Here is a 22,936-nt window from a genome sequence, read left to right as displayed (position 1 = left end):
GGACGGGCTGAATGCATTCAGCCCGTCCGGCGTTTCAGGACGAACTCGGCGGAGCCGGTGATGACGGCACGTACAAGGCACAGGGCCCCCGCGCCGAGCGGGTTCTCGGGAAGGGGCGGGGTTGGGGATGAATCACCCGGTCAACGCCCCCCGCAACGCCTCAAGCAGCCGATCCGTGACCCCCGCATCCCGCACCGCCACCCGAAGCCACTCGTCCCCGAGCCCCGGAAACGTATCCCCCCGCCGCAAGGCGAAGCCCCCTTCCCGCAGGCGGTCGCGCAGGGCGAGGGCCCCGGGGGCCCGGAGCAGGATGAAGGGGCCCTCCGCGGGCTCCACGGCCCGCAGCCCGAAGGGGGCGAACTCCCGGAGCCCGGAGAGAAGATGGGCCCGGTCCGAGGCGATCTGCCGCGCCGCCGCAGACGCCTCAGCCAACGCGCGAGGCGCCACACACGCCTCCGCCGCCACAAGCGCGGGCGAGGAAACCGGCCAGAGCGGCTGCGCCCCCGCAAGCGTCGCGATCGTCTCCGGATCGGACAGGACGTAACCGATCCGCAGCCCCGCGAGGCCCCACGTCTTGGTGAGACTGCGCAGCACCACGAGCCCCGGCACGTCCGTACGGCCCGCAAGGGCCTCCCGCTCGTCCGGCACCGCGTCCATGAACGCCTCGTCCACCACCAGGAACCGTCCGGGGCGGGCGAGCGAGGCGATCGAGGCGGCCGGGTGGAGCACCGACGTCGGGTTCGTCGGGTTGCCGATCACGACCAGGTCGGCGCCCTCCGGGACCGCCGCCCCCGAGAGCCGGAAGCCGTCCCCCTCCCGGAGCAGCACCCGCCCCACCGCATGCCCCGCATCCCGCAGCGCCGCTTCGGGCTCGGTGAACTGCGGGTGCACCACCACCGGCTGACGCACCTTCAGGGCGCGCGCGAGCAGCACGAACGCCTCCGCAGCGCCCGACGTGAGCAGCACCCGGTCCGGCGTCACGCCGTGCCGCGCCGCCACCGCGGCCCGTGCCGCCCGGCCGTCCGGGTAGGCGGCCAGGCCGTCGAGCGAGGCGGCCAGATGCCGCTTGAGCCAGGCGGGCGGGGTGTTCGCGCGGACGTTCACCGCGAGGTCGGTGATACCGGCGGCGGCGCCGCGGACCTCGGCATCCCCGTGATGCCGCAGGTCCGGCCCGCCGTCGTGCTCAGCGGGCATATGCATGGGGTACGTGAGGTGCGTGAGGTGCGTGAGGTGCGTGAGGTGCGTGAGGTACGTGAGGTACGTGATCAATTCCGGCAGCGGAGTCCGTCGGCGTCGGCGTCAGCGCGTCGCCGTCGGCCGCCGCCTCCCGGTAGCGCTCCATGACGAGATCGAGCAGCTCCTCGGCGGGGCCGATCACGTTCGCCGGGTGCACCTCGATGCCGGGGTGTGCCGCCGCCCAGCCGTCCGTCTGCTGGAGGATGCGCTCCGGCACGGCGCCGGTGAACAGGAAGTAGGGCAGGACGACGATCCGCGTCGCGCCCAGGCGGACACAGCGGTCGAGGCCGGAGGGCACGTCCGGCGCGGCGAGCGACACGAACGCCGTCTCCACGCCCGCGTAACCGCGCCCCTCCCACAGCAGCCGGGCCGCCCTGTGCACCTCGGCGTTGGCCTGCGGGTCGGCCGAACCGGCGCCCACCAGGAGCACCGTGACGTTCGCGCGGTCCCGGGGCGTGCGGGCCGCACCGCCGAGCGCCTCGTCCAGGCGGCGGCCGAGCACCTTCAGGAGCCAGGGATGCGGGCCGAGCGGCCGGCCGCAGGAGTACGAGACCTCGGGGTGGCGTCCCTTCGCACGGGCGAGCGCCGCGCGGAGGTCGCCTTCGGCGGGCCCGGCCGGAACCAGCGTCAGCGGCAGGGCCGCGACACGTTCCGCCCCCCGCGCCACCAGGTCGGTGACCGCGTCGCCGAGCGACGGCGACGACGGGTCGACGAAGCCCCCGGCGACCGGGAGTCCGGGGTCACGGCGGGCGAGTTCCCGTACGAAGTCCTGGAAGGCGTCCGCCCCGGCCTCGTCCCTGATGCCGTGTCCGGCGATGAGCAGTGCGGGCGGGCTGGTCACTGGAACTCCTTGATTGCTGTGCCTGTTCCGTTCGGATGACGTGCGGACACTGGCGGCGCCCCGCATGGGAGACGCGTGGCGCGCGACGGCACAGGTTGCCATGGACGCGCGCCCGCCCGGCGCCGACTTCTGCTTGGGCACGAGGAGTTCACCGCCGCCGCACAATGCGGAGGCCTCCGCCACGGAAGGTGTACCCGTCGCGGCGAGCGGCGCGTAGGAGGGGTTGGGCACCTCGACACCTGCCAGCTCGTCGGCCGCGTACGTCACGACCGGTACCCCGAGCCGCGCCGCCGCCGCGACGATGCCGGGCTCATCGGCCTTGGTGTCGACGGTCGCCAGCGCGGCGACGCAGGCCGGGGAGAGCCCCGCGTCCCTGAGGGTGTCCTCCACCAGGCCGAGAATTTCATCCGCGGGCGCGCCTTTGCCGGCCCCGACGCCCACCACGAGGCTCCGCGCACCGATCCCGGCGGCCGGCTCGTGGACGGCCGCCACCTGTTCGAGGGACATCGCCGAGGGGGCCCCGCCGGTGGCGGCTTCGGTGTCTGCCATGGGCTCGGGCTCTTCTCGTACGGGACGGAAACGGGTCGGGGCGTGCTCCGCGGCCGGATGTGGATGTGCGGGGCAGGGGGTCAATCGGCTAGCAAGGGCGCATGGCGGTGTTCGTGGCGCTCGGCGCCTTTGTGATGACCCTGGTGGGCGGCTGGACGGCCCAGCGGGTCACCGACCGGCGCCACCTCGTCCTGGGGCTCGCGGGCGGTCTGATGCTCGGCGTGGTCGGCCTCGACCTGCTCCCCGAGGCGCTGGACGCCGCGGGGGAGCCGGTCTTCGGCGTACCGGCGGCGCTGCTCCTGTTCGTCGCGGGCTTCCTCGCCGCGCACCTGGTGGAACGTCTCCTCGCGGGCCGCCAGGCCGCCCACGGGGCGGACGCGCACACGAACGGCCGGGTCCCGCAGGTGGGCCTGACGGCGGCCGGGGCGATGGTCGGACACAGCGTGATGGACGGCGTCGCGATCGGCGCCGCGTTCCAGGTCGGCGGCGGCATGGGCGTGGCGGTCGCGCTCGCGGTCGTCGCCCATGACTTCGCGGACGGCTTCAACACGTACACGCTCACCAGTCTGTACGGGAACGCCCGCCGCAAGGCCCTCGCGATGCTCTTCGCGGACGCGGTGGCCCCGGTCGTGGGCGCCGCGTCGACGCTCCTGTTCACCATTCCGGAGCAACTGCTCGGCGCGTATCTCGGCTTCTTCGGCGGCGCACTGCTCTACCTGGCCGCCGCGGAGATCCTCCCGGAGGCGCACCACGACCATCCGGCGCGCTCGACGCTGCTGTGCACGGTGGCGGGGGCCGGGTTCATCTGGCTGGTGGTGGGCATCGCGGAGTGAGGCCGCGGCGCGGGCCGGTCTCACCCCGCGCCCTCCTGCGCGCACTTCTCCACGAACCGGCGGGCGATGCCGGGCTCGGCCGCCCAGTGCGTGTGCAGATAGCTCGCGTGCACGCCCTGCTGCACGAAGCCTTCGACGCGCCGCTCGGGGGAGTGCATCCCCCAGGCGGGCGCCGCCCCCGCGCCCGGTTCGACGACGGTGCGGTGGAACTCGTGCCCGCGCATCCGCGTGCCGACCGCCGCGAGCGGGCTCTCGGACACGGCGACGGCGTCGCGGTAGCCGAGCGTGAGCCGCTCCGACATGCGGGAGCGCACGTCGAGCACGCCGCACATCGGCTTCCCGTCCAGCTCCCGGGTCAGGTAGAGCAGCCCGGCGCACTCGGCGGCGACGGGAGCCCCGCTCAGCGCAAGGTCGGCGACTGCCTTGCGCAGCGGTTCGTTGGCGGAGAGCTCGGGCGCGTACACCTCGGGGAACCCGCCCCCGATGATCAGCCCGGCGGTGCCGGGCGGCAGTTCCTCGTCGTGCAGCGGATCGAAGATGACGACATCGGCGCCGGCGGCGGTGAGCAGCTCGGTGTGCTCGGTGTACGAGAACGAGAACGCGGCCCCGCCCGCGACGGCGACCACGGGCCTGCGCCCGCCGCCGCTCAACGGCTCGTCCGGCGTACGAGTGGCTCCCACGCCCGGCTCCCACGTCTCACCGGTCATCGCGGGCGCACTGCGCGCCAGCGCGAGAATCGCGTCGAGATCGCAGCCCTCCCGCACCCGGGCGGCCAGGGCGTCCACCGACTCGACGGCTTCGGTCTGCCGCTCGGCCACAGGGACGAGCCCCAGATGCCGCGAGGGCGTCCTGACCTGCCCCACACGGCCGAGCGCGCCGAGGACGGGCACCCCGGACTCGCCGAGGGCGTCCCGCAGCAGCTCCTCGTGGCGCGCGGACCCCACCTTGTTGAGGATCACGCCCCCGATCCGCACCTCCGGGTCCCAGGACGCGAACCCGTGCACGAGCGCGGCCACGGAACGGGACTGCGAGGACGCGTCGACGACGAGCACCACGGGCGCCCGCAGCAGCTTGGAGACATGCGCGGTCGAGGCGAGTTCACCCTGCCCGGAGACCCCGTCGTACAGCCCCATGACGCCCTCGACCACCGCGAGATCGGCCCCGCGTGCCCCGTGGTTGAACAAGGGCGCCACCATCTGCGGCCCGCACATGTACGCGTCGAGGTTGCGTCCGGGGCGACCCGTGGCCAGCGAGTGGTAGCCGGGGTCTATGTAGTCGGGCCCCACCTTGTGCGGGGACACCGCGAGCCCTGTCGCCGAGAACGCGGCCATCAACCCGGTGGCCACGGTCGTCTTCCCGCTTCCGGAGGACGGCGCGGCAACGACAAGCCGAGCTACCACTCGATGCCCCTCTGGCCCTTCTGACCGGCGTCCATCGGGTGCTTGACCTTGGACATGTCGGTGACGAGATCGGCGAACTCGACCAGGGCCTCGGGTGCGTAGCGCCCGGTGATGACGACGTGCTGGTGCCCGGGACGGTCCCGCAGGACCTCGATCACCTCGTCCACGTCGATCCACCCCCAGTGCAGGAGGTAGGCGAACTCGTCGAGGACGTACAGCGAGTACGTCTCGGCGGCGAGGTCGCGCTTGACCTGCTCCCACCCCTCGCGGGCCTTGTCCTCGTGGCTGGGCTCGCCCTCGGCGGGCTCCCGCTGGATCCACGACCAGCCCTCGCCCATCTTGTTCCAGGTGACCGACCCGCCCTCGTCGGACGCCCCGAGCACCTTGAGGGCGTTCTCTTCGCCGACCTTCCACTTCGCCGACTTCACGAACTGGAAGACGCCGATGGGCCAGCCCTGATTCCAGGCCCGCAGCGCCATGCCGAAAGCGGCGGTGGACTTCCCCTTGCCGATCCCGGTGTGCACCATGACCAGCGGCCGGTTGCGCCGCTGACGCGTGGTGAGCCCGTCGTCCGGTACCACGTTCGGCTGTCCCTGCGGCATCAGGCCACGCTCCTCATCTGTGTTCCCTGTACGTCCTTGACCAGCCCGGCGATGGACTCCGCCCGCAGCTCGTCGAGTGTCACGGCCGTTCCGCCGAGCTCGCCCGCCAGCTGCCCCGCGAGCCCGAGCCGGATGTGCCCCGACTCGCAGTCGACGACCACGGAGGCGACCCCGGCAGCCTGGAAGAGCCGCGCGGCGCGCCCTGCCGTGGCCACCGGCTCCACGCCTCCCGTGGCCCTGCCGTCCGTGACGACCACGACCAGCGGACGCCGTGCCGGGTCCCGGAGGCGCTCGACCCGCAGCACCTCGTGCGCCCTGAGCAGCCCGGCCGCGATCGGCGTACGCCCGCCCGTGGGCAGCGTCTCCAGACGGGCGGCAGCGGCGTCGACGGACGAGGTCGGCGGCAACGCCACCTCGGCTTCGGCACCCCGGAAGGTGACGAGCCCGACCTTGTCCCGGCGCTGGTAGGCATCGAGCAGCAGCGAGAGCACCGCTCCCTTCACGGCACTCATCCGCTTACGGGCGGCCATCGACCCGGAGGCGTCCACCACGAAGAGCACGAGGTTCCCCTCACGCCCCTCCCGCGTCGCCTGCCGCAGATCGTCCCGCCGTACGACGAGCCCCCGCCCAGAACGGCCGCGCGCCCGCTGGTGCGGGGCAGCGGCCTGCACGGTGGCCGCCAGGTGCAGCTTGGTCAGCGCTCCCTGCGGGCGCCGGGCTCCCGTGGTGCGCCCGTGCTCGGTCCGTGCCCGGGAGCGCCGCCCGGCCGCACCCTCACCGAGGCCGGGCACGCTCAGCATCTTCGTACGGAACGGCTCGGAGGCCCCGACGGCCTGCTGCTCGCCGGCCGCCGCGGCGGGAGCCTGCGCGGGGGAGGCGTCTTCGTCCTGCCCGCTGTCGCTCCCGCCGTCGTCGGCGGGGGAGTCGTGCGCGTCAGGCGCCGGGGCATCGGGTGCTTCGGGCTCGCCCTGAGGCGGCACGCCGCCCCCGCCCGGACCGTCGGGGTCGTCGTCCCCGTCCGTCCCGTCCTCGTCGTCGCCGTTCTGCTCAAGCGTGTCGTCGAGCTTGTCCTCGTCGAGGCCAGGGGCGTCGAAGGGGTTACGGCGGCGCCGGTGCGGAAGCGCGAGGAGAGCGGCCTGCCGTACGTCCTCGGCGAGTACGTCGGTGCGCCCGGCCCAGGCGGCGAGCGCCGTCGCCGTACGCGCCATCACGATGTCGGCCCGCATCCCGTCGACCTCGAAGGCCGCACAGGTGGCGGCGATCTGCCGCAACGCCCCGTCGCCGAGGGTCACTTGGGGAAGGAGCGCCCGCGCCGCGACGATCCGGTCCCGCAGCGCGGACTCGTCCTCGTGCCAGCGCGCGGCGAACCCCTCCGCGTCGTCGTCGTACGCGAGCCGCCGTCGCACGACCTCGACCCGCTGATCGGTCTCGCGCGAGGCGGCGACCTCGACGGTGAGCCCGAACCGGTCGAGCAACTGCGGGCGCAGTTCGCCCTCTTCGGGGTTCATGGTGCCCACGAGCAGGAACCGCGCGGCATGCCGAACGGAGACGCCCTCGCGCTCGACGTACGAGGCGCCCATGGCGGCGGCGTCGAGCAGCAGGTCGACCAAGTGGTCGTGCAGCAGGTTGACTTCGTCGACGTAGAGGATGCCGCGGTGGGCGTCGGCGAGCAGCCCCGGCTCGAAGGCCTTGACGCCCTCGGCGAGCGCCCGCTCGATGTCGAGCGCCCCGACGAGCCGGTCCTCGGAGGCCCCGACCGGCAGCTCGACCATCCGCGCGTCCCGCACCGATGCGCCGCCGGCGTCGTGCGGACCGTCGGGGCAGGCGGGGTCCGGGGCGGCCGGGTCGCAGGAGAAGCGGCAGCCGGCGACGACGGGCACCTGCGGCAGCAGGGCGGAGAGCGCGCGCACGGCGGTGGACTTGGCGGTGCCCTTCTCGCCGCGCACGAGCACTCCGCCGACGGCCGGCGAGACGGCGTTGAGCAGCAGGGCGAGCCGCAGGTCGTCCTGCCCGACGAGGGCGGTGAACGGATAGGGGGTACTCACAAGGCCTCCATGACGTGGTTCGGGGCGGGGCAAGGGGCGGCAGCTCTCGCCCGGGGGACAGCGGCTCTCACCCGTCCCCCTCCGCCGGTCGTGCGGGCGCCCCGGGTGCGATGAAGGGGAGGCCGGACGGGGCGCCGGTCTCGATCAGGCGGAGCAGCGCGTCGGTGTCCGCGTGCTGCTCGATCAGGTCGCCGAGCAGGTCGAGCTGCTCTTCGCGCAGCGCGGCGAAGCTGGTGTCGGGCGCGGGCACGAAGCGGCGTCCGGCGGCGCGGGCGACCTCGGTCAGGAAGCGGCGCCGGAACGCGTCGCTCTCCAGGGAGCCGTGCCAGTGCGTGCCCCACACCTCGCCGACGCGGCAGCCGTCCAAGAAGGGCTCTCCGCCCAGGACTTCGGCGACGCCGTGATGGATCTCGTACCCCTCGACGGGTTCGCCGAGCGCCTCGCCGACGGGCCGCGCGAGGGTCTTCTCCCGTTCGAACCGGACGCGCACGGGCAGCAGACCGAGCCCGTCCACGGCTCCCGCCCGCGACTCGACGTCGTCCTCGATGTGCTCGCCGAGCGCCTGGAAGCCGCCGCAGATGCCGAGCACGGGGCGTCCCTCGGCCGCGCGCCGCGCGATGGCGTCCGCGAGGCCGCGCTCGCGCAGCCACTGCAGGGCGCGGACGGTGCCGCGCGTCCCCGGTACGACCACGAGATCGGCGTCGACGAGTTCCTCGGCCCTGTCCACGAACCGCACGACGACGCCGGGTTCGGCTGCCAGCGCGTCCACGTCCGTGAAGTTCGACATCAGCGGTACGGCACAGACGGCGACCCGCAGCACGTCGTCGCCGACCGGGGGAGCGACGACGGACTCCCGTACGGCGCCCCGCAGGGACACCCTCAGGCCGTCCTCCTCGTCGATGCCGAGGCCGCGCTGGAACGGCAGCACACCGAACGTGCGCCGCCCGGTGAGCTCATGGAGCATGTCGAGCCCGGGTTCGAGCAGCGATACGTCGCCCCGGAACTTGTTGACGAGATACCCGGCGACCAGCTCCTGGTCCTCTGCACTCAGCAGCGCGGTGGTCCCGAAGAAGGAGGCGAAGACGCCCCCGCGGTCGATGTCGCCGACCACGACGACGGGGAAGCGGGCGGCCCGCGCGATGCCCATGTTCACGATGTCCGTGCGCCGCAGATTGATCTCGGCGGGACTGCCCGCGCCTTCGCAGATCACGGCGTCATAGCTGCCCCGGAGTTCTTCGAGGCATCCCACGACGGTGGAGAGCAACTGCTCCTGGCGCCCGCCGTGCAGCCCTTTCCCGGGGGACGACCCCCCAGACCCCCCGAAGAACCCGCGCGCGCTCATCTCGCCCACGGGCTTGCCCATGAGGACGACCTGGCTGCTGCGGTCACTGCCCGGCTTGAGCAGCACGGGGTTCATCAGCGCGCTCGGTTCGACGCGGGCGGCCTGTGCCTGCATGGCCTGGGCCCGCCCGATCTCCGCCCCCTCGCGCGTGACGAAGGAGTTGAGGGACATGTTCTGCGCCTTGAACGGCGCGACCGAGACCCCTTTACGGGCCAGCCACCGGCAGATCCCGGCGGTGATCACGCTCTTCCCGGCATCCGACGTGGTACCGGCAACGAGCAGCCCACCACTCATCAGGCCCCGCCCTTCCGCATAGTGCTCACCACTGCCGCGACCCCCAGGGCAAGCAGCCCCACCCGGCGCGACAGCTTCACGGCCCGTTCGATGTCGGCGACTTCGACGGCACGCCCGTCCCCGTTCAGGACGGGCCGGTGCTCGACCCGGCCTCCGTACGAGAGGCTCCCCCCGAGCCGCACCCCCAACGCCCCCGCGAAGGAGGCCTCCACGGGTCCCGCGTTGGGGCTGGGATGCTTGGCGGCGTCCGCGCGCCAGGCCCGCAGGGCGCCACGGGGCGCATCCCCGGCGGCAGCCGCGAGAACCGCGGTGAGCCGGGCCCCTGGCCACCCCAGAACATCATCGAGGCGCGCGGAGGCCCACCCGTAGCGCCGGTACTTCGCGGACTTGTGCCCGACCATGGCATCGAGCGTGTTCACGGCCCGGAAACCGACAAGCCCCGGAACCCCGCCGAGCGCGCCCCACACCAGGGCGCCGACCACGGCATCGGAGGTGTTCTCGGCGACCGACTCGACCACGGCCCGCGCGATGCCGTCGGCGTCCAGGGCCTGCGGATCCCGCCCGCACAGATGCGGAAGCCGCTCCCTGGCGACCTCGACGTCCCCGGCGGCGAGCGCCCCGCCGATGGCCCGCGCCTCACGACCAAGCGAGGTGCCGCCGACCACGGCCCAGGTGGTGGCGGCGGTCAGCGCGACGGACGCGGCGCGTGAATCACGTACGAGACAAGAGGCCAGAGCGGCGGCACCGGCCGCACCCCCGGCGCACACCACGGCGTGCAGGGCGCCCCACCCGCGGTGGTCGCGCCACAGCACACGCTCGACGACGCCCGCGCCACGCCCGAACACGGCGACCGGATGCCCGCGGCGGGGATCGCCGAGGAACAGATCACCGAGGAGGCCGGCGGCGGCGCCGTACGCGAAGTCGCGATCGGCACTCATGGCTTCAGCCGGCCGTGACGCGGAGGGGAGCAGGCAGGGGCACAGAGACCGGCAACGGGCGGCCGCGCATGGCGATATGTCCTCACTCAGGGTGTCCGCGCCCTGATTCGACGAGATCGGCGGCGAGAGTTCCTGGCTTCCGAGGAGTCGTCTCCTCGGTGACAGTGGCGGGACCGCGCCGGATTCGCACCGGCTTCCTCTTCTGCCGCCGTAATGGCTCCGGCAGTCCACCACGCCCGCGTACGCCCGTCAACTTGCCGTTGACCTGGGACGGGAGAGTGTGCCGAGGCCCACATGAGGCCGATTTTTCCCTAGGCCTGGAAATTGAACTTTCCTAGACTGGAACACGACAACCGGAGAGCGGTCCAAGCGTGATTCGGTCCGGGTCGTTACGTGGTGCGGTGGTTCTCGGCGGACCTGTCGGCCTTCCAAGATCACGGCACTATCGTGCGTCGGCGTGGGCGAAGGACGATGGGCACGCGTCGAGGGAGGCCGGCTCTCCGGCCGGGGGAGGTCGGCGTGTCCAGTAAAAGTTTGTCCGGATGGTCATGGCACCGGAGCAGTTACAGCGAATCCGGAGACTGCGTCGAAGTGGCCTTCGTGCGGGAGGCGGTGATCATCCGTGATTCGCAGAACCCGTCGGGGCCACGCGTCGTCTTCTCCGGTGAGCGCTGGCAGGCGTTCCTGAGCGCTCTCGTTCGTGCGGGGGGAGAGGGAGGGGGAACAGGATGACCGAGCATCACCTCGCCGAAATGCGGCACCTGGTGGGCGGTGTGCACGGGGGGAAACGCAAGGCATCCGGGGTCGTCGTGGTCGTGGCGGGGTGTGCGTTGCTCGGCGCCGCTGCCGCCCTGGTCGGCGCGGCGGCTTCGCTCCTCGTCGAAGGAACGGCCGCCCGGCTTGCCGTCTGGGCCTTCGTGGCCATGGCAGCCGCCGTGTTCATGGGTTTCTGGTGGGGCCTGGCCGAGCTCAGGCATGATCACCGGCCCCGGGCTCGGGCCGCTGGGCGGGCACCACAGCACGGCGGTCGTCGCTGAGCGTGGGCGTCGCCCCTGTCAGCGAGATCAGCCGGGTGAGCTGGCGGCTCAGCGCGACGACAGGGGCCGAGAAGACGGCGATCACCGAGCCGACCGTCCAGAAGCCCGTCATGCCGACGACGCTCAGGATGACGAGCACCCCGGCCAGCGTCAGCACCAGGACGAGTATGCAGCCGGTGCAGTAGACGATCCTGGTCGTGAACATCCGGACGCTGTCGTCCGTGCGATGGCGGTCCAGCGTGTCCATCCGCTCCGTGCGGCCCTGGTCGGTCATGGCCTCGCGGACGAGTTGGTTGTAGGAGGGACCGACGGCAGTCGGCTGCTCGCCACCTGCCTCGGCGGTGCCACCGTCGGCCGCGCCGGTGCCGCTCCCGCTGGAGGCCCCACCGGCACCTTGCGCACCATCCGGATCACCGCTTCGCCACGGCACCTGCCTGATGGCCGCGAGGATCCCCCACCACCACTCTCGCAACGCGGCTGGCATCTTGAGGCCTCCTCGCCCCTCCCGGACTCCTTGGGTCCGGGAGATCAGCTGTCAATGCCGTCCCTGATCCGATTGATCAGGTCGATGGCCTGCTCTCCGGCGTACGCGGTCTCGCGGAGAGACTCGAAGCACTCCTGGTGACGCACGATCAGTTCGTGGTCGTCACGGATCGACTGGTTTCCCTGTGCTTCAAGGAAGAGCAGGTCTTCGTCGTCCAGGAAGCCGAGCAGGATGAAGCTGCTCAGGGTGGAGTAGTGGGCACCTGACGTGAACGGCAGTACCTGGAGGGACACCTTCGGGCGGTCCGAGATCTCGATGAGGCGCTGCAGCTGGGCGCGCTGCACGCGCGGTCCGCCGACCTGCCGGTGCAGGGCGGCCTCGTCGACGATGAAGAACGTGTACGGCGGGTCCTCGCCCTCCAGGGCCCGCTCCTGGCGTGCGGTCCGCAGCTCCACGATCTTGCGTGCCCGCGTCTCGCTGACGCGCGGGGCGAGGAGCGCCATCGCGTATTCGTCCGTCTGCAGAAGGCCGGGCACGATGATCGGGTTGTATGTGCGGAAGGACGCGGCGGCGCTCTCGTAACCCAGATACTGGCTGAACTGCTGTCCGATGACTTCGTGGTACTTGGCCCACCAGCTGGGCCCCTTCGAACCGCGGGCGGCTTCTTCGAGCTCCGCGCCGAGATCCGGGTCCGTCACTCCGTACTGCTGGAGGAGGGCGCGCAGATCGGTGACGGAAAGACTGACCGTGCCCTGCTCGATCCTCATGATCTTGGACAACGACCAGTCAAGGCCTTTGGCGGCCTGGCCCTGTGATAGCTCCGCGGCGTCGCGGGCCTTGCGAAGCGCGATGCGCAGCCTGCGGCGGTTCAAGCTCGGGTCGACATCCCTCGACATGGTGGCTCCTCGCTGTCGTCACGGCTGTTGATTTATTGGCATACGGCAGAAAGCCATATGTGCAGCCGACGCTAGCAGACAGCTAGGTCCCATTATGCCATATGTCACTTCGCCGCATCGCATGTGCCCGATCGTGTGAAGTGAGGGGTTTTTGACACGCGAAAAGCCGGGTGGGGCGCACCGCGAGAGGTGCGTCCCACCCGGCTCTTGTGAGGCCGGAGCGGCTGTCAGGCGACGATCAGATAGATCCCGTACGCCACGGCCGCCGCGCAGAGCGCGAAGCAGACGTACGCGCCCGTGCGTGCCGCTGCCGGGGCGCTGCCCGCGGTCGCGGAGGCACCGGACGTCGTTGCCGCCTCGCGCTTGGAGAGGGCGACGATGCCGAGGGTGAACAGGCCCACCAGGGCCACCGTCACCGCGAGGCTGACTCCGAAGACGGAGCCGAGAGCTGCCCAGTCGATGTCCATGCTGAGTCCTTACACCGTGGCGGGCCGGGCGGGGTCCGCCACGGTGCCGGTCGGGGCCGCAATGGTGGCCTTGACGAAGTCGACGTCGGCGCTCGCCACGGCCGACCCGGTGGGCGGCGGAGTGACGGCGGCCATCGCGGTGGTCACGACGCCGGCGGGCTCGGCGGCCGGAGAGCCGCCGATCTCGTCGTCGGCGACGTTCGTGTGGTCCACGGCGTTGCGCCGGGACAGCATCCAGATGACGGCGGAGCCGATCACCAGGAGCGCGGCGGTCACGCCGACGCCCCAGGGGCCCTGCTTGGTGAGGAACTCCGCGCCCGCGCCGACCAGACCGGCGGCCGGGAGCGTGAGGCCCCAGGCGACGAACATGCGGGTCGCCGTGGACCAGCGGACCACACCGCCCTTGCGGCCGAGGCCCGCGCCCATCACGGCGCCCGAGCAGACCTGGGTGGTGGAGAGCGAGAAGCCGATGTGCGAGGAGGCGAGGATCGCGGTCGCGGCGCTGGTCTGGGCGGCGAAGCCCTGCTGCGGCGCGAGGTCGGTCAGGCCCTTGCCCATGGTGCGGATGATGCGCCAGCCGCCGAGGTAGGTGCCGAGCGCGATGGCGATGCCGGCCGAGACGATGACCCACATCGGGGGGTTCGCGCCGGGGTTCAGGACGCCGCCGGTGATCAGGGCGAGCGTGATGATGCCCATGGTCTTCTGCGCGTCGTTCGTGCCGTGCGCCAGCGAGACGAGGCCCGCCGATGCGATCTGACCGGCGCGGTAGCCCTTGGCGGTCGCCTTGGTGTCGGTGTTGCGCCCGATGCGGTACGTCAGGCGCGTGGCCAGCGTCGCTGCGATGCCGGCCACCAGGGGCGCGGCGATCGCGGGGATCAGGATCTTGGTGACGACGGTGCCGCCGTTGATCGACGACCAGCCCATCGACATGACGGCGGCACCGATGAGGCCGCCGAAGAGTGCGTGGGAGGAGCTGGAGGGCAGGCCCACCAGCCAGGTGAGGAGATTCCAGAGGATCGCGCCCACCAGGGCCGCGAAGATCACCTCTGTCTTCAGTCCGTCCTCGTTGACGATGCCGCCGGAGATGGTCTTGGCGACCTCGACCGAGAGGAAAGCGCCGACGAGATTCAGCACGGCGGACATGGCCACCGCCGTCTTGGGCTTGAGAGCGCCAGTCGAGATGGTTGTGGCCATCGCGTTGGCTGTGTCGTGGAAACCGTTCGTGAAGTCGAACACGAGAGCGGTAACGATCACGATCCCGAGGAGAAGCGTGATGTGTTCCATTTACCCAGGCTTCTGTTGGACGTCAGTGGCAAGTGGAACGTAGGCAAGCAGGGTGAACGGAAAGTGAACTGGGTCGGGCCGTGCGGTGACCCAATCCGGGGGGCCGCCACTCCGGTTCCGTCATGGCCCTGACGAAGATCGACCGGAGCGGCGCCGCGAGGCCCGGAATCCGGGCTTCCAGAGGTTCCCGACCACCCTCGCACTACCCGCGGGCGAACCTCTTCAATTGGTTCAGCGAGCCGTTGAAGAGATTCTGGTCACCCGGCAGCCTGCCGCCGTTGTCGTACTGCCAGAACGTGAGGTACGACCAGCCCCTCGGCAGCGGCCCGGACGTCGACGACCAGCGCGCCAGCCACAGCGCGTGATTCGATCCGAAGGCGCGGCTGCCGCCCGTGCAGTCGTTCCACCACTTGGTGGTCGTGTAGATCACGGGGCGCCGCCCCGACTGCCGCTTCACCTCATTGCTGAAGGACTTGATCCAGTTGACCATGCCGGTCCTGCTGATGCCGTAGCACTTGCGCTTGCCGTACGGGTTGCGCTCGATGTCCAGCGCGGGCGGCAGTGTCCAGCCGTCCGCCCGCCACCGTCCGCCGTGCTTCATGAAGTACACGGCCTGCTTCCTGCCGGACGACTTGCTCGGCACGGCGAAGTGGTACGCGCCCCGGACGATCCCCGCGTTGCGCGAGCCGTTGTACTGCCGCTTGAAGCGGGGGTTGCGGTACGTGTGGGACTCGGTGGCCTTGATGTAGACGAAGCGTGCGCCTTTGTTCTTGGCCCTATTCCAGTTGACGTGCTTCTGGTGCGACGAGACGTCATGCCCTCTGGGCTTGCCCGCCGCCGAAACCGGAACCTCGGTGAGGGCGGTGCCCCCGAGAGCCAGAGTCGCTACTGAGGCCGCGATGACGCGGGCTCGGCGGTGGGACGGTTTGTGGTCACGAGCCATATTTACCCCCTATGGCGACGTGCGGGACAAATCTCCCGGAGGCTACTGGAAGATCGCCGTATGTCGGTTGACCGTCGGCCAATCGCCGCCAGAGAGGGATGTGTGCGCATTTGTGCTCTTACGGACTCCCGGGCTCCGTACTACGGTGCCGCCGCCCGCGGCTGGCAGGATCGCCGCATGACGGAGCAGCGGGGCGTGACGGGGCAGCGGGGCGACGACTGGCGGGAGCGGGGCGACGACCGGCAGGACGCGATCGGGCGGGCGTGGGGCGAGCTGGTGGCCGCGGCCCGCAGGACGGTGACGGACGGCCTGGTGGTCGGCACGTCGGGCAACGTCTCGGTGCGCGTCGGCGGCGCAGGCGGCGCGATCCTGGTCACCCCCAGCGGAGTGCCGTACGACCGCCTCGGACCGCGGGACGCGGTCGGTGTCGACGCGGACGGCAACCAGCTCTTCGGCGACCTCGCCCCCACCAGCGAACTGCCCATGCACCTGGCCGTCTACCGCACCACGGACGCCGGAGCCGTGGTCCACACCCACGCGGTGCACGCCACCGCCGTCTCCACCCTCGTCCCGGAGCTCCCGCCCATCCACTACATGGCGGCCGCACTCGGCGGTCCGGTCCGGGTTGCCCGGTATGCGCCCTACGGCTCCGACGAGTTGGCCGAGAACATGCTCCGGGCCCTCAGGGAACGCACGGGCTGCCTGCTCCAGAACCACGGGACCATCACGTACGGAGCCACCCTGGACCAGGCGTACGACCGCACGGCACAGCTGGAGTGGATGTCCCGCCTCTGGCTGACGGCCAGCGCGGTCCCCGGCCGCGCCCCGACGCTCCTGACCGCTGGGCAGCTGCGGGAAGCGGAGGACAGATTGCGGGGCTACGGCCAGCGGTGAGGGCCGTTTCCGGGGCGGTTGTGTCCCGCGCCGAGGGCCGTGTCCGGGGCGGCTGCGTCCCGCGGGGCCACGGATTCGGCACATCACCTGCGGGTACGCGGACGGCATGACGTCACCCCGCGGGCTACGCCCACTGGCCGTGGCCACCCGCTCGCCGGACACTGGGCAGGTGCGCCCAGCCAAAGCGACGGCAACGGCCGTCACCGCCGTCACGACCGCCCTCCTGGGCGGCGCAGCCGCCGTCGCCGCGGGCCGGTTCGCCAGCAACGCGGCCCTGAAGCCGCCGGCGGGCCGGCCGCTGCCGACCGAGCCCCGCCTCACGGTCCACTCGACCGCCGCGGGCCAGATCACCCTGACCCGTGCCCTGGCGAGCCTGCGCCCCGGCACGTACGGCCTCAGCGGCAACGGCAGCCATGCCGTGATCGGCCCCGTCCTGGACGCCGCACCGCACGAGGCGGACACCGTCGTACGCCGCCTGGAGCGCGTCACGCACGGCTCCCTGGAACCCGGCGACAAGGTCTGGCTCACCCCGCAGGTCCACATCGGCGACCCGCACGCCGCCCTGGACATCGACCACGCGGACATCGACATCCCCGGCGAACTCGGCGGTCTGCCCGCCTGGTTCGTGCCGGGGGTCCGCGACACCTGGGTGATCACTGTGCACGGCCTCGGCACGACCCGCGAGCACCCCATGGTCGTCATGGACTTCCTGCACCACCAGCAGTTCCCGGTGCTCGACATCGCCTACCGGGGCGACCTCGGCGCGCCCCGCTCCCCGGACGGCCTCGGCCACCTCGGCGAGACCGAGTGGCGTGACCTGGACGCCGCCATCCGCTACGCCGTGCGACACGGCGCGCAGAACGTGATCCTGCACGGCTGGTCCACCGGCGCCGCCATGGCCCTGCACGCCGCGGCGCACTCGGCCCTGCGCGAGAGGATCAGCGGACTCGTCCTGGACTCCCCGGTGCTCAACTGGGAGACCACCCTGCGCGCGCTCGCCGCCGCCCGGCGCACGCCAGGGCTCCTGCTTCCGCTCGCCGTGCGTGCCGCGCAGGGCCGCACCGGGCTGCGCGGCGACCGCATCCTGGAGACCGCGGACCCCGGGGCGCTCAAGGTCCCCACGCTCCTCTTCCACGGCCCCGACGACGTGATCGCGCCCTGGACGCCGTCCCGTCAACTGGCCGGGAGGCGCCCGGAACTGGTCACTCTCCACACCGTTCCGGATGCGCCCCACGGAGCCATGTGGAACGCCGACCCCGCAGGGTACGAAGAGGCGCTGCGGCGCTTCCTCACGCCCCTCATGTAGCGCGCGAGAGCCCTCTTGGGCAGCGCTCCGAAGCCCTGCGGAGGCATTCCGTTTGGGTTTTCGGACCGTCAACAGGAAGACTGCTCCCGTGACGTCCCGTATCCCGCGCGACTCAAGGCTCCGACTCGTCCGCGCTCAATCCCCCAGGGCCGAGAGGCGAGCGGGGGCGGAGCGCGGCACAGCGCGGCCCCTGACCGCCCCCGGCGCCGTGACGCAGCAGCGCGCGCGCCGTCCCGCACCCCGGCCGCCCGAGGGCACACCCGCCCCCGGCGAGCTGGCCAGGATGGCGCGCAGGCGCCTCGCCGATGCCGTCCGCGTCGCCCGCTGGGCCGACACTTCCCTGCGCCCCGGACGCAGCGGCGCCGGAGCGGCACCCGACGGCAGGGGCACCCTCTCCGCCGCCACCGCCGAACGCGCCGCGGCGGACCTCGCGCTGACCCCGGATCAGGTGCGCGCCGACTGGGACACCGCACGCCTCGCCGGCCTCATCGAGGTGCACGGCGACAGCGCGCGCCCCGGCTGGCGGCTGCGCGCCTGGGACCGCGACGACGCCGCGGTGCTGCGCGGCTGGGTCGCCCTCTTCGACGCCTGGTCGCTCGCCCACGCGGCATCGCGCGAACTGGCGCCCGCCACCGTGGCCGAGACCGTCGAGGCCATGCCGCAGCTCCTCACCCTGCTGCAGCTCTCCGCGGGCCCCGTGCCCGTGCCCCAGCTCCTGGACCTCCTGGACCAGCGCGTCACCGAACTGCGCACGGAGCGCTGCGAGATCCCCTACGGCCCGCAGCCCGAGCCGGTCGACCCGGCCGAGACCCCGGCCCTTGCCACCCTCCTGGACTGGGCGCTGCGCGGCCTCGCCGCCGTCGGCGCGCTGACGTTCGCCGAAGGGCAGGCCACGCTCACGCCGCTCGGCAGCTGGGCGGTCTGGGTCAAGCTGGAGCAGATCTGCGTGGCCGCGCAGAGCCCGGCGGGCAACATCGAGCAGTCCGCCGACGACATGCTCCGCGGCTGCGCGCGCCTGCGCCCGAACGCGGCCCGCTCCGAATACCGCGCGTGGCTGGCGGCCCGCCCCGTCGGCAGCGCCGTCAGCGAGCTCCTGGACGCGGCCCGCGGCGAGGACGCCCTCCTGCGCGGCCTCGCCTTCGAGGCCCTGCGGGTCGTCGGCGCCCCGGCCGAGGCGGAGGTGCGGTCCGTCGTGGACGAGGCCTCCCTGCGGCCCTACGCCCTCATCTGGCTCGCCGAGCAGGAGGGCGCCGACCCCGAGGACGTCCACCTGGTCCTGACCAGGGACGAGTCGACGTGGCTGTGGGTCGACACCGCCGCGGCGGTCGCCGACCACGGGGAGACGCATCTGCTCGTCCGGCACCTGGAGTCCGCGGTGCAGCCCACGGTGCCCGCGCTCCTGGACGAGGTCCGGCGCATCGGCCATCCCCGCACCGTCCAGGTCCTGGTGGCCCTGGCCGCGGCCCACCCCGACCCTGCGCTCGCCAAGGCCGTGCGCCGGGCGGCCTTCCAGGTGCACACCGGCGGCGTCTGAGCACTGTCCCGTCCGACTACCGGGGCCCGGGGATGCCTCACCGGAAGGTGTTGCACTGCCCCATGTCGCCGGTGCGGTAGCCCTGGTAGAACCACTGCTGGCGCTGCTCGGCCGAGCCGTGCGTCCAGGACTCGGGGGTGACCCGGCCCTGGAACTTCTCCTGGATGCGGTCGTCGCCCACCGCGGCCGCCGCGTCCAGGCCCTCGCGGATGTCCGCGTCGTCGAGGCTGGTGATCAGCGGCTTGCCCGTCTTGTCGTCGGCGGTACGGGTCGCGTGCCGGGCCCAGACGCCCGCGTAGCAGTCGGCCTGCAGCTCCACCTTCACGGCGTTGCTGTTCTGCCCCGTACGCCCGTCCTGCGAGCGCTCCAGCGTGCCCATCAGGTTCTGCACGTGGTGCCCGTACTCGTGCGCCACGACGTACGCCTGCGCGAAGGGCCCGCCGCTGGAGCCGAACTTGGTCCGCAGTTCGTCGAAGAAGCCCAGGTCCAGATAGACCTTCCGGTCACCGGGGCAGTAGAACGGGCCGACCGCCGACGACGCGGCGCCGCACGCCGTGCCCACCCGGCTGGTGTACAGAACGGTCGGCGCGTCGGAGTAGGTGCCCTGCCTGCGCCGGAACTCCGGGCGCCAGTAGTCCTGCACGCTGTTGACCACGGCCACCATGCGGCAGTCGTCCTTGGTGTTCGCGTCCTCGCCCGTACGGCAGCTCTGCTGGACCTGTGCGAGGGACGAGGACGTCGCGGCGGGCTCCTCGTTGCCGGACGAGAGGCCGAGCTGGTCCGGGCCGACCCCGAAGAGCAGCCCCAGGACCAGCGCGATCAGGCCCGCGATGCCGCCGCCGACCGTCGCCTTGCCGCCGGGAATCCGGCTGTTCCGCACGTCCTGTACCTCGGACGTGTCCAGATCGGCGTCGTCGTCGAACTGCATGGGCGCACCACCCTCTGCCTCGCATCCGGGGCGGCGTCTCGTCGCCCTGTGCCGAGATGTCGGCGCCTTCATCCTGATATGCCCGACCTCGGGAGGCGCCGGACGGGGGTCCGAACGGGGGACCCCGGCCGGACCGCGCGCCGTGTCGCGGCCGCCGCCCGGACCCGCACGGTGACACCGCCGCTACGCTCTGCGCCTGTTGCGTGGGCAGAGGTACCGGCAGAGATGCCGAAGAGGGGGGCGTCGTGTCCGTAGTGCCGTTCGGGATGACCGGGTCCGGGTCCGGGTCCGTGGGACAGGTGCCCGCCCGCCGCGGCTCCCGGCTCGCGCTCCCGGTGGTCCTCGGCCTCCTCGCCCTGCCGCTCATCACCGCCGCCCACCACTCGCGACCGGCGCCCTACGGGGATCACGTCAGCGTCCACGCGCGCGTGGACGCCGGTGCGCCCGCCCCCGGCCTGCGGACCAGGGGCCGCGCCCTCCAGGCGTACGACAAGGAGACGGGCCGGCCCCGCTGGACGTACAAGCGCGAAGGAGCCCGTCCGCTCGCCCTGCTCTCCGCCCCGGAGCACGCCATCGCGCTCTGGAACGACGGCCTGGTCACCGACACCGCACGCGCCGACGGCAGCGCGGTCCGCTGGCACCGCGCCATCCCCGGCAGCGCCGCCTGGCTGCGCACCCCCGCCGCCCGCGGCGCCGCCGGAGTCCTCAACCGGCTCGACCCCCGCGGGCGCATGCTCGCCGTCGTCACTCCGCAGCGCATCGCCGCCTACCGCAGCGCCGACGGCGACCTGCGCTGGGTGCTGCCCGCCGAGCCGGGCTGCGCCTTCGAACCCGCCCGCTCCGTGCGCCACCGCGACGCCCTGATGGTCGCCCAGCCCTGCGGCGACGCCGCGACGCCGTGGACCTCACAGCTGATCGCCGTGGACGACCTCGGCCGGATCGTGCCCCGGCGTACGCCCCTGGGCAACGAGCTGCCGGGCGGCGTCCCCGGCGGCGTAAGGGCCCAGGCTGGAAAAGAGCTTGCACCGCACCGTTAGAATTGGCCTCATGGCCATTCTCCTCGTGCATTAGACGGCGTGATCGCCTTCCCTCTTTCCGCCGTCCATCCCCCCCTGCCCAGGAGTCTGTCCGTGATCACCGCTTCCGGCATCGAGCTGCGCGCCGGCGCCCGCATCCTCATCGAGAACGCCACCTTCCGTATCGCCAAGGGCGACCGCATCGGCCTGGTGGGCCGCAACGGAGCGGGCAAGACCACGCTCACCAAGTGCCTCGCCGGTGAGGGCGTCCCGGCCGGCGGCACCATCAGCCGCTCCGGAGAGGTCGGCTACCTCCCGCAGGACCCCCGCACCGGCGACCTGGACGTGCTGGCCCGCGACCGCATCCTCTCCGCCCGCGGCCTGGACACCCTCATCCGCAAGATGCGTGAGAACGAACAGCGCATCGCCAACGGCTCCGGCGCCACCCGCGACAAGGCGATGAAGCAGTACGAGCGCCAGGAGACGGAGTTCCTCACCAAGGGCGGGTACGCCGCCGAGGCCGAGGCCGCCACCATCGCCGCCGCGCTCAGCCTCCCCGACCGTGTGCTCGGCCAGCCCCTGCACACGCTCTCCGGTGGTCAGCGCCGCCGCGTCGAGCTGGCCCGCATCCTCTTCTCGGACGCCGACACCCTGCTCCTCGACGAGCCGACCAACCACCTCGACGCCGACTCCATCGTCTGGCTCAGGGACTACCTCAAGTCCTACCGCGGCGGCTTCATCGTGATCTCCCACGACGTCGAACTGGTCGAGACGGTCGTCAACAAGGTCTTCTATCTGGACGCCAACCGCGCCCAGATCGACGTCTACAACATGGGCTGGCGGCTCTACCAGCAGCAGCGCGAGTCCGACGAGAAGCGCCGCAAGCGCGAGCGCCAGAACGCCGAGAAGAAGGCGAGCCAGCTGCACTCGCAGGCCGACAAGATGCGCGCCAAGGCCACCAAGACCGTCGCCGCGCAGAACATGGCCAAGCGTGCCGACAAGCTTCTCGCGGGCCTCGACGAGGTACGCCAGAGCGACAAGGTCGCCAAGCTGCGCTTCCCGGACCCCTCGCCCTGCGGCAAGACGCCGCTGATGGCCGAGGGCCTCTCCAAGTCGTACGGCTCCCTGGAGATCTTCACGGACGTCGACCTGGCCATCGACAAGGGCTCCCGCGTCGTCATCCTCGGCCTCAACGGCGCGGGCAAGACCACGCTCCTGCGGCTCCTCGGCGGCGCCGAGAAGCCCGACACCGGGCAGATCATCGAGGGCCACGGCCTCAAGCTCGGCTACTACGCCCAGGAGCACGAGACCCTCGACCCGGAGCGCACGGTCCTGGAGAACATGCGCTCGGCCGCCCCCGACCTTGACCTCGTGGCGGTGCGCAAGACGCTCGGTTCGTTCCTCTTCTCCGGCGACGACGTCGACAAGCCCGCGGGTGTCCTGTCCGGTGGCGAGAAGACCCGTCTGGCCCTGGCGACCCTGGTGGTCTCCTCCGCCAACGTGCTCCTCCTCGACGAGCCCACGAACAACCTCGACCCGGCCAGCCGCGAGGAGATCCTCGGCGCCCTGCGCACCTACAAGGGCGCGGTCGTCCTCGTCACGCACGACGAGGGCGCGGTGGAGGCGCTCCAGCCGGAGCGGATCATCCTGCTGCCCGACGGGGTCGAGGACCTGTGGGGCCAGGACTACGCGGATCTGGTCGCGCTCGCCTGATCCGGGCAACGCGGTGCCCGTACGGGCAGCCGGGGTGTCCACATTGGTTGATCGAATAACTGATCCACTGCGTATGGATCATTCGGCCGATCCGTGATCCTTCATCTGTGTGAGGTCTCCTCGTACCGAAGTGTGGGATACACGGATTTCCCCTGAGGTCGTGGCCTCGGACACGTTTCTCGCCAGCCACCGCGCTGACCTGGTGGTTCTTCCCTCAACTCATTCAGCCGCATGGAATTCGGCACACGGAATCAGTAATTCCGCTCGTGGTGTCGCCTTCCCTTGCGGGAAACCTCGTCGTACGGACCTTGCCGAATGGGTGGCCAGGAAGCCCGGAAGGGGTGATCATGAGAA

21 protein-coding genes, 1 pseudogene and 1 riboswitch are annotated in these 22,936 nt (G+C 72.0%); of the genes and pseudogenes, 8 read left to right on the top strand and 14 right to left on the bottom strand.

The window, feature by feature from the left end; all coding sequences use genetic code 11:
* Positions 1-132: 132 nt before the first annotated feature.
* The 3 genes and pseudogenes from cobC to ACWFR3_RS35545 all read right to left on the bottom strand — a co-directional run.
* On the bottom strand, positions 133-1,194 hold the full coding sequence (cobC, locus tag ACWFR3_RS35555) for an Rv2231c family pyridoxal phosphate-dependent protein CobC (protein WP_453738822.1): 1,062 nt from the start codon (positions 1,192-1,194) through the stop codon (positions 133-135).
* Positions 1,184-2,077 (bottom strand): sirohydrochlorin chelatase, encoded by an 894-nt coding sequence (locus tag ACWFR3_RS35550; protein WP_453738826.1) that lies wholly within the window; start codon positions 2,075-2,077, stop codon positions 1,184-1,186. Before ACWFR3_RS35550 ends, cobC begins: the two co-directional genes overlap by 11 nt.
* Positions 2,078-2,218: 141 nt before the next feature.
* Positions 2,219-2,584: pseudogene (locus tag ACWFR3_RS35545) on the bottom strand (cobalamin biosynthesis protein); the annotation flags it as partial.
* Between the two features lie 143 nt (positions 2,585-2,727).
* Between ACWFR3_RS35545 and ACWFR3_RS35540 the strand changes: the two are divergent.
* The gene (locus tag ACWFR3_RS35540) at positions 2,728-3,459 is read left to right on the top strand and encodes a ZIP family metal transporter (protein ID WP_453738821.1); all 732 of its coding nucleotides are present in this window, start codon (positions 2,728-2,730) and stop codon (positions 3,457-3,459) included.
* Positions 3,460-3,479: 20 nt separating this feature from the next.
* Here ACWFR3_RS35540 and ACWFR3_RS35535 read toward each other — a convergent pair whose 3' ends face one another.
* The 5 genes from ACWFR3_RS35535 to ACWFR3_RS35515 form a co-directional block, all read right to left on the bottom strand.
* Positions 3,480-4,859, bottom strand: coding sequence for a cobyrinate a,c-diamide synthase (locus tag ACWFR3_RS35535; RefSeq protein ID WP_453738820.1), 1,380 nt, complete (start codon positions 4,857-4,859; stop codon positions 3,480-3,482).
* Complete coding sequence (gene cobO / locus ACWFR3_RS35530; RefSeq protein WP_453738819.1) at positions 4,853-5,461, bottom strand: cob(I)yrinic acid a,c-diamide adenosyltransferase; 609 nt, start codon at positions 5,459-5,461, stop codon at positions 4,853-4,855. The genes ACWFR3_RS35535 and cobO overlap by 7 nt, the downstream gene beginning before the upstream one ends.
* Positions 5,461-7,506, bottom strand: a complete 2,046-nt coding sequence (locus ACWFR3_RS35525) for a putative cobaltochelatase (RefSeq protein ID WP_453738818.1) — start codon at positions 7,504-7,506, stop codon at positions 5,461-5,463. Before ACWFR3_RS35525 ends, cobO begins: the two co-directional genes overlap by 1 nt.
* A 67-nt stretch (positions 7,507-7,573) precedes the next feature.
* On the bottom strand, positions 7,574-9,142 hold the full coding sequence (locus ACWFR3_RS35520; RefSeq protein ID WP_453738817.1) for a cobyric acid synthase: 1,569 nt from the start codon (positions 9,140-9,142) through the stop codon (positions 7,574-7,576).
* On the bottom strand, positions 9,142-10,080 hold the full coding sequence (locus tag ACWFR3_RS35515) for a cobalamin biosynthesis protein (RefSeq protein ID WP_453738816.1): 939 nt from the start codon (positions 10,078-10,080) through the stop codon (positions 9,142-9,144). The genes ACWFR3_RS35520 and ACWFR3_RS35515 overlap by 1 nt, the downstream gene beginning before the upstream one ends.
* Positions 10,081-10,184: 104 nt before the next feature.
* Positions 10,185-10,327, bottom strand: a riboswitch (cobalamin riboswitch).
* A gap of 224 nt (positions 10,328-10,551) precedes the next feature.
* Here ACWFR3_RS35515 and ACWFR3_RS35510 point away from each other — a divergent pair.
* Both ACWFR3_RS35510 and ACWFR3_RS35505 read left to right on the top strand, forming a co-directional pair.
* Positions 10,552-10,812 (top strand): DUF397 domain-containing protein, encoded by a 261-nt coding sequence (locus ACWFR3_RS35510; protein WP_453738825.1) that lies wholly within the window; start codon positions 10,552-10,554, stop codon positions 10,810-10,812.
* Complete coding sequence (locus tag ACWFR3_RS35505; protein ID WP_453738815.1) at positions 10,809-11,117, top strand: hypothetical protein; 309 nt, start codon at positions 10,809-10,811, stop codon at positions 11,115-11,117. Before ACWFR3_RS35510 ends, ACWFR3_RS35505 begins: the two co-directional genes overlap by 4 nt.
* Here ACWFR3_RS35505 and ACWFR3_RS35500 read toward each other — a convergent pair.
* From ACWFR3_RS35500 to ACWFR3_RS35480, 5 genes are all read right to left on the bottom strand, one after another.
* A complete protein-coding gene (locus tag ACWFR3_RS35500; RefSeq protein ID WP_453738814.1) occupies positions 11,050-11,601 on the bottom strand; it encodes a hypothetical protein in 552 nt (183 codons plus the stop codon). The genes ACWFR3_RS35505 and ACWFR3_RS35500 overlap by 68 nt on opposite strands.
* A 44-nt stretch (positions 11,602-11,645) precedes the next feature.
* Positions 11,646-12,497, bottom strand: a complete 852-nt coding sequence (locus ACWFR3_RS35495) for a helix-turn-helix domain-containing protein (RefSeq protein ID WP_453738813.1) — start codon at positions 12,495-12,497, stop codon at positions 11,646-11,648.
* 227 nt (positions 12,498-12,724) lie between these two features.
* Positions 12,725-12,964, bottom strand: a complete 240-nt coding sequence (locus ACWFR3_RS35490; protein WP_453738812.1) for a hypothetical protein — start codon at positions 12,962-12,964, stop codon at positions 12,725-12,727.
* Positions 12,965-12,973: 9 nt separating this feature from the next.
* On the bottom strand, positions 12,974-14,248 hold the full coding sequence (locus ACWFR3_RS35485) for an anion permease (protein ID WP_453738811.1): 1,275 nt from the start codon (positions 14,246-14,248) through the stop codon (positions 12,974-12,976).
* A gap of 202 nt (positions 14,249-14,450) precedes the next feature.
* Entirely contained in the window at positions 14,451-15,191 is a 741-nt protein-coding gene (locus ACWFR3_RS35480) for a lysozyme (RefSeq protein ID WP_453738810.1), read from the bottom strand.
* A gap of 177 nt (positions 15,192-15,368) precedes the next feature.
* Here ACWFR3_RS35480 and ACWFR3_RS35475 point away from each other — a divergent pair, with 177 nt between their 5' ends.
* The 3 genes from ACWFR3_RS35475 to ACWFR3_RS35465 all read left to right on the top strand — a co-directional run bounded on the left by ACWFR3_RS35475 (position 15,369) and on the right by ACWFR3_RS35465 (position 18,925).
* Complete coding sequence (locus tag ACWFR3_RS35475) at positions 15,369-16,085, top strand: class II aldolase/adducin family protein (RefSeq protein WP_453738809.1); 717 nt, start codon at positions 15,369-15,371, stop codon at positions 16,083-16,085.
* 169 nt (positions 16,086-16,254) lie between these two features.
* A complete protein-coding gene (locus tag ACWFR3_RS35470; protein WP_453738808.1) occupies positions 16,255-17,391 on the top strand; it encodes an alpha/beta hydrolase family protein in 1,137 nt (378 codons plus the stop codon).
* A gap of 88 nt (positions 17,392-17,479) precedes the next feature.
* Positions 17,480-18,925 (top strand): hypothetical protein, encoded by a 1,446-nt coding sequence (locus ACWFR3_RS35465; protein WP_453738807.1) that lies wholly within the window; start codon positions 17,480-17,482, stop codon positions 18,923-18,925.
* 37 nt (positions 18,926-18,962) lie between these two features.
* Here ACWFR3_RS35465 and ypfJ read toward each other — a convergent pair whose 3' ends face one another.
* Entirely contained in the window at positions 18,963-19,853 is an 891-nt protein-coding gene (ypfJ, locus tag ACWFR3_RS35460) for a KPN_02809 family neutral zinc metallopeptidase (RefSeq protein ID WP_453738806.1), read from the bottom strand.
* 245 nt (positions 19,854-20,098) lie between these two features.
* Between ypfJ and ACWFR3_RS35455 the strand changes: the two genes are divergently transcribed.
* On the top strand, positions 20,099-20,890 hold the full coding sequence (locus ACWFR3_RS35455; RefSeq protein WP_453738805.1) for an outer membrane protein assembly factor BamB family protein: 792 nt from the start codon (positions 20,099-20,101) through the stop codon (positions 20,888-20,890).
* Between the two features lie 93 nt (positions 20,891-20,983).
* On the top strand, positions 20,984-22,582 hold the full coding sequence (locus ACWFR3_RS35450; RefSeq protein ID WP_453738804.1) for an ABC-F family ATP-binding cassette domain-containing protein: 1,599 nt from the start codon (positions 20,984-20,986) through the stop codon (positions 22,580-22,582).
* Positions 22,583-22,936: the final 354 nt, after the last annotated feature.

The sequence above is a fragment of the Streptomyces sp. NPDC055189 genome (assembly GCF_053606765.1).
Note: the sequence above shows the minus strand (reverse complement) of the source record. Positions and strands in the feature narration are given on the sequence as shown.

What these genes read in the sequence shown, in the direction of transcription:
- cobC (WP_453738822.1), bottom strand. Translation starts at nt 1,194, where the DNA reads ATGCCCGCTGAGCACGACGGCGGGCCGGACCTGCGGCATCACGGGGAT.
- ACWFR3_RS35540 (WP_453738821.1), top strand. Translation starts at nt 2,728, where the DNA reads ATGGCGGTGTTCGTGGCGCTCGGCGCCTTTGTGATGACCCTGGTGGGC.
- cobO (WP_453738819.1), bottom strand. Translation starts at nt 5,461, where the DNA reads ATGCCGCAGGGACAGCCGAACGTGGTACCGGACGACGGGCTCACCACG.
- ACWFR3_RS35520 (WP_453738817.1), bottom strand. Translation starts at nt 9,142, where the DNA reads ATGAGTGGTGGGCTGCTCGTTGCCGGTACCACGTCGGATGCCGGGAAG.
- ACWFR3_RS35515 (WP_453738816.1), bottom strand. Translation starts at nt 10,080, where the DNA reads ATGAGTGCCGATCGCGACTTCGCGTACGGCGCCGCCGCCGGCCTCCTC.
- ACWFR3_RS35510 (WP_453738825.1), top strand. Translation starts at nt 10,552, where the DNA reads ATGGGCACGCGTCGAGGGAGGCCGGCTCTCCGGCCGGGGGAGGTCGGC.
- ACWFR3_RS35505 (WP_453738815.1), top strand. Translation starts at nt 10,809, where the DNA reads ATGACCGAGCATCACCTCGCCGAAATGCGGCACCTGGTGGGCGGTGTG.
- ACWFR3_RS35500 (WP_453738814.1), bottom strand. Translation starts at nt 11,601, where the DNA reads ATGCCAGCCGCGTTGCGAGAGTGGTGGTGGGGGATCCTCGCGGCCATC.
- ACWFR3_RS35495 (WP_453738813.1), bottom strand. Translation starts at nt 12,497, where the DNA reads ATGTCGAGGGATGTCGACCCGAGCTTGAACCGCCGCAGGCTGCGCATC.
- ACWFR3_RS35490 (WP_453738812.1), bottom strand. Translation starts at nt 12,964, where the DNA reads ATGGACATCGACTGGGCAGCTCTCGGCTCCGTCTTCGGAGTCAGCCTC.
- ACWFR3_RS35485 (WP_453738811.1), bottom strand. Translation starts at nt 14,248, where the DNA reads ATGGAACACATCACGCTTCTCCTCGGGATCGTGATCGTTACCGCTCTC.
- ACWFR3_RS35480 (WP_453738810.1), bottom strand. Translation starts at nt 15,191, where the DNA reads ATGGCTCGTGACCACAAACCGTCCCACCGCCGAGCCCGCGTCATCGCG.
- ACWFR3_RS35475 (WP_453738809.1), top strand. Translation starts at nt 15,369, where the DNA reads ATGACGGAGCAGCGGGGCGTGACGGGGCAGCGGGGCGACGACTGGCGG.
- ypfJ (WP_453738806.1), bottom strand. Translation starts at nt 19,853, where the DNA reads ATGCAGTTCGACGACGACGCCGATCTGGACACGTCCGAGGTACAGGAC.